This window comes from Mesorhizobium sp. M7A.F.Ca.CA.004.04.2.1 (assembly GCF_004022825.1).
GTDB lineage: Bacteria > Pseudomonadota > Alphaproteobacteria > Rhizobiales > Rhizobiaceae > Mesorhizobium.
In genome coordinates this window covers 1-511 of the sequence record NZ_RZPH01001746.1, presented here as the reverse complement: position 1 = coordinate 511, position 511 = coordinate 1, and the positions used below count along the sequence as shown (strand labels likewise).

Annotated in this window: 1 pseudogene; it reads left to right on the top strand. The window is 66.9% G+C overall.

Going from position 1 to position 511, the window contains the following annotated elements:
- Window positions 1-12: 12 nt before the first annotated feature.
- Window positions 13-511: pseudogene (locus EN893_RS37360) on the top strand (ABC transporter permease); the annotation flags it as partial.

Genomic DNA, 511 nt, shown 5'->3' with positions numbered 1-511 from the left:
GTCGTCGTCGGCATGACCTTCGTGCTCGTGGTCGGCGGCCTGGCCGACCTCTCGGTGCCGGCCACCATCGCCTGCGGCGCCATCCTGTCGCTCGGGCTGCAGCCGATGATCGGGCCGCTGCCCGCCTTCGTCCTGGCCGTCGGCCTTGCCGGCCTCATAGGCCTGCTCAACGGCGTCCTGGTCGGCTATGTCGGCATCAACCCCATCATTGCCACGCTCGGCATTGGCACGATCGGACTGGGCATCGTCCAGGCGGCTGTCGGCGGGGTCATCGTCTATGGCAGCAATCCCGCCTCCGCCGAGTTCGCCAAGGGCCGGCTGTTCGGCATTCCAGTCGTGGTGCTGATCTTCCTGGTCATTGCTCTTGTCGGCCATTTCGTGCTGTCCCGCTCCTTCTGGGGCAGATGGACGCTTGCCACCGGCGGCAATTACAGCGCCGCCGAGGCAAGTGCGGTTCCGGTGCAGGCCGTGAAGGCTGGCGCCTTCGTGATCACAGCACTCGCTTCCGGCA